Origin of the sequence: Roseiarcus sp. (genome assembly GCF_052145395.1) — a bacterium.
Taxonomy (GTDB): domain Bacteria; phylum Pseudomonadota; class Alphaproteobacteria; order Rhizobiales; family Beijerinckiaceae; genus Roseiarcus.
Genome location: NZ_JBKQOT010000288.1, coordinates 1 through 3,958 on the forward strand (window position 1 = coordinate 1; position 3,958 = coordinate 3,958).

At 64.3% G+C, this 3,958-nt stretch carries 6 protein-coding genes; 5 read left to right on the forward strand and 1 reads right to left on the reverse strand.

Going from position 1 to position 3,958, the window contains the following annotated elements; genetic code table 11:
- The 3 genes from ACLP25_RS09635 to ACLP25_RS09645 form a co-directional block, all read left to right on the forward strand.
- A partial coding sequence (locus tag ACLP25_RS09635) for a ribulose bisphosphate carboxylase small subunit (protein WP_442468981.1) occupies window positions 1-330 on the forward strand: 330 nt, incomplete at its 5' end.
- Window positions 327-1,238, forward strand: a complete 912-nt coding sequence (gene cbbX, locus ACLP25_RS09640; protein WP_442468982.1) for a CbbX protein — start codon at window positions 327-329, stop codon at window positions 1,236-1,238. The genes ACLP25_RS09635 and cbbX, both read left to right, overlap by 4 nt.
- A gap of 353 nt (window positions 1,239-1,591) precedes the next feature.
- Entirely contained in the window at window positions 1,592-1,966 is a 375-nt protein-coding gene (locus tag ACLP25_RS09645; RefSeq protein ID WP_442468986.1) for a c-type cytochrome, read from the forward strand.
- A gap of 93 nt (window positions 1,967-2,059) precedes the next feature.
- Here the strand turns inward: ACLP25_RS09645 and ACLP25_RS09650 are convergent, their stop codons facing one another.
- The gene (locus tag ACLP25_RS09650; protein ID WP_442468983.1) at window positions 2,060-2,560 is read right to left on the reverse strand and encodes a hypothetical protein; all 501 of its coding nucleotides are present in this window, start codon (window positions 2,558-2,560) and stop codon (window positions 2,060-2,062) included.
- A gap of 159 nt (window positions 2,561-2,719) precedes the next feature.
- Between ACLP25_RS09650 and folP the strand changes: the two genes are divergently transcribed.
- Entirely contained in the window at window positions 2,720-3,577 is an 858-nt protein-coding gene (gene folP / locus ACLP25_RS09655) for a dihydropteroate synthase (protein ID WP_442468984.1), read from the forward strand.
- The coding region (gene folK, locus ACLP25_RS09660) for a 2-amino-4-hydroxy-6-hydroxymethyldihydropteridine diphosphokinase (protein ID WP_442468985.1) at window positions 3,558-3,958 on the forward strand (401 nt) is incomplete at its 3' end. The genes folP and folK, both read left to right, overlap by 20 nt.

A 3,958-nucleotide genomic window follows, 5' to 3' on the forward strand; every position in this document is an offset into this window, starting at 1 on the left:
TGGGCGGTGAACCTCGAGTTCACCGACGATCCCCATCCGCGCAACACCTACTGGGACATGTGGGGCCTGCCGATGTTCGACCTCCACGACGCCAAGGGCGTGCTGATGGAGCTCGACGCCTGCCGAAAAATCCACGGCGACAAGTACATCCGCCTCTCCGCCTTCGATTCGAGCCACGGCTGGGAGTCGGTGCGCATCTCGTTCATCGTCAACCGGCCAAAGACCGAGGAGGGCTTCCGCCTCGAGCGCGTTTCCGGGCCCGGCCGCACGCAGCGCTATGCGGTTCGCGGCTACGGCCTCGATAAGCCGGAAGGGAAGCGCTACGCATGAACGACGCCGCGCGCGAGACTCCTGCCGAGCCGACCGTCAGCCTCGCCGAGGAGTACGCGGCGTCGGGAGTTGGCCCGGTGCTCAAGCAGCTCGACGACGAGCTCGTCGGGCTTAAGCCGGTGAAGACCCGCATCCGCGAGATCGCCGCGCTTTTGCTCGTCGACCGGGTGCGGCAAAAATTCGGGCTGACGTCGGAGGCCCCGACGCTGCACATGAGCTTCACCGGCAACCCGGGCGCCGGCAAGACGACCGTCGCCACCCGCATGGCGCAAATCCTTCACAAGCTCGGCTATGTCCGACGCGGCCATCTCGTCGCGGTGACGCGCGACGACCTCGTCGGCCAGTACATCGGCCACACGGCGCCGAAGACGAAAGAGGTCTTGAAGAAGGCGATGGGCGGCGTCCTGTTCATCGACGAGGCCTATTACCTGTACCGGCAGGAGAACGAGCGCGACTATGGGCAGGAGGCGATCGAGATCCTCCTGCAGGTGATGGAGAACAACCGCGACGACCTCGTCGTCATCCTCGCCGGCTACTCCGACAAGATGGACCGCTTCTTCCGGTCCAATCCGGGCTTTCGCTCGCGGGTCGCTCACCACATCGACTTTCCCGACTATTCGGACGCCGACCTTTTCGCCATCGGCGAGAAGATGCTCGCCGGGCTGAATTACAAGCTCAGCGACGACGCCAGGCAGGCGCTCGCCGACTACATCCCCATTCGTCGCGCTCAGCCTCTGTTCGCGAACGCCCGCTCGATGCGAAATGCGCTCGACCGTGCGAGGCTCAGGCAGGCGAACCGCCTGTTTGCCGAATGCGAACAGGATTTGACGCTCGAGCGTCTCGCCACGATCTCTGCGGAGGACATCCGGGCGAGCCGCGTGTTCGAGCGGAGAGAAGGGCCGAGCTGACGACTTCGGCGGCGCCTCCCCATATCCCATTTCGAGCCGCACGGGTCGCGACGTTGGCCGCCTCGTCTGCCTCGCCGTTTCCGTGATTCGCGCGTTTCGTCGCCGTTCAGCCGTTCCGATCGGGCACGTCACGGCGTTTGAGGCCAACGCGAACCCTGGCGGCCGCTTCGGAAATGATTTGCGGGATGCTTCCTTGACGATCCTCCGCCGGCGCGAGAAAAATAGAAGCGCGCATCGCGTCGAATTGAAGCGAGGTCGCGCGAGCGCAAACGGCCGGCCTCAGCGGCTTCATCGACCAAACCGAGGCGCATGCAGACAAGGAGGAACGCGTGAAGGGTTTTCTTGCGACCGTTATGGTGTCCGCTTTGGCCCTTGCCGCAACGTCAGGGGCGGCCTTGGCGGACGGCGACCCCGCAGCGGGGCAAGCCACTTTCAAAATATGCAAGGCGTGCCACCAAATCGGCGAGAACGCGAAGAATTTCGTCGGTCCTGTCCTCAATGGCGTTGTCGGCCGCAAGGCCGGAACCTATCCCGGCTACAATTATTCCGAGCCGAACAAGACCTCCGGCTTGACCTGGGACGAGGCGACGCTGATGAAGTACCTTCGCAACCCGCGCGCCGTGGTGCCGGGCACCAAGATGGCGTTCCCGGGCCTGCCCACCGACCAGGACGCCGCCAACGTGATCGCCTATCTCAAGCAGTTCGGACCGGACGGCAAGAAGATGTGACCTGGGTTGCGGGCGGCGTCCGTCGCGGCGAGCCTGCGCCCGTCACCATCACACCAAGATCGATGGGGTCGGCGCCGCGCGCCCACCGTCCGCTTACCGGACGGCTTCGCTGGCGGGCGCGACCGATACGCTCGTGCGGATTTGCGGAGCGACCTTGATCGCGTCCGCGTCTGCCGTGCAAGCAATCGCCAGGGCCGAATTGTCGCCAGCCTCGAACTGGGCTCGGTCGCCTGCCCGGACAACGATATCGATCCGGCGCGGCGGCGTGGCCAGCGCCTCGTCGTACGCGGCGGCCTCGAACACCGTCACTTTGCAGGCATCCGGCGCCGGCAGAAAATAGCCGACAAAGCGCATCGCTCCAAGGACGTGGTTGAACCCGGCCATGGGCTTATAGGTTGCGACGGACGCCAGATACCGGAAATGACCACCGTCTGCAGCAAAGTCGGGTGAACCTGGCTTGCCAGCACGACGGACGCCATAAGAGTGGAAGTGAATGACATTGTCGAACCCCACCTGTTGGTCAAGCGATCGTTTTTCAAACCCCCGAACGACCTTATATGTCGGCGCCGACATTCGTGCAGTGATCGAGGTCACAATGCAATTCTTCCGCCTCGGCTGGTAATGTCCGGTTCGTCGGCCGCCGAATGTTATCGGGGCTTCCACGACGACGCTCGAGGACTCGCGCCGCGCCGCATCGGCGGGAGTTGACGATCCTCTGGATGACGGGGCCTCGATCGGTCTATTCTTGCCGTCATGGCAGAACCAGCGATTTTCGAACTGACGAAGGCCGAGCGCGACCACCGGCGCGATTCTTTTCTGGACCTCATCGGGGTCAGGCCCGCGATCATGGGCATCCTCAACGTAACGCCGGATTCATTTTCCGACGGCGGACGCTTTCAGTCGTTCGACTCGGCGCTGGCGCAGGCGCGCAAGCTGGTCGCCGAGGGGGCAGACATCATCGATATCGGCGCCGAATCGACGCGACCGGGCCATACGCCCGTCCCGCTCGACGAAGAGTGGCGCCGTCTGGCGCCGCTGCTCGGCCCGCTGCTTAGCGCCATCGCGACGCCCGTCTCGATCGATACCTCCAAGGCCGAAGTCGCGCGCCGTTCGATCGCCGCAGGCGTCTCCATCGTCAACGACGTGTGGGGATTGCAGCGAGACCCGGAGATGGCCGGCGTCGTCGCCGATGGCGGCGCGGCCGTCGTCATCATGCATAACCGCGATACGGTCGATCCCGAAGTCGACATAGAGGTCGACATGCGGAGATTTTTCGAGCGATCGCTCGCGCTGGCCGACACGGCGGGCATCCCAAGTCGACATATGCTGATCGATCCGGGGATCGGCTTCGGCAAGACCAAGGCGCAAAATCTGCGGGCGCTTCAGGCGACGTCGCGCCTCCGCGAAACGTTCGACCTCCCTGTGCTGATCGGCGTCTCGCGCAAATGGCTGTTCGGCGATCTGCTCGGCGTCGGCGTGGAGGGTCGCCTGATCGGGACCCTTGCTGCGAACCTTGCGACGCTCGCCCGCGGAGCCGCGGTTTTTCGCGTTCACGACGCCGCCGAGCACGCCGCGGCTTTCAAGGTCTTCCATGCCATCGACTCCGCCTGATCCGGTCGAGGTCGGAATCGGCCTCGGCGGCAACGTCGGCGATCCGGTCCGCTCCATTCAGACCGCGATCGAAACGCTGCAAAAGCGCAATGTCGTCGCGATCCGGGCGATATCTTCCCTTTATCGCACGGCGCCGTGGGGCGGCGTCGAGCAACCGGACTACGCGAATGCTTGCGCGATCGGGACGACGCAACTCGCGCCCAGCGATCTGCTCGATGCGATCAAGACGATCGAACGCGATCTCGGACGCGTGGAGACTGTGCGCTGGGGACCCCGCGTCATCGACATCGACATTCTCTTTTATGGCGATGCGTCGCTTGAAGACGAGCGACTGACGCTGCCTCACAAGGAACTGTTGCGACGCGCCTTCGTGCTCACGCC

What these genes read in the sequence shown, in the direction of transcription:
- cbbX (WP_442468982.1), top strand. Translation starts at nt 327, where the DNA reads ATGAACGACGCCGCGCGCGAGACTCCTGCCGAGCCGACCGTCAGCCTC.
- ACLP25_RS09645 (WP_442468986.1), top strand. Translation starts at nt 1,592, where the DNA reads ATGGTGTCCGCTTTGGCCCTTGCCGCAACGTCAGGGGCGGCCTTGGCG.
- folP (WP_442468984.1), top strand. Translation starts at nt 2,720, where the DNA reads ATGGCAGAACCAGCGATTTTCGAACTGACGAAGGCCGAGCGCGACCAC.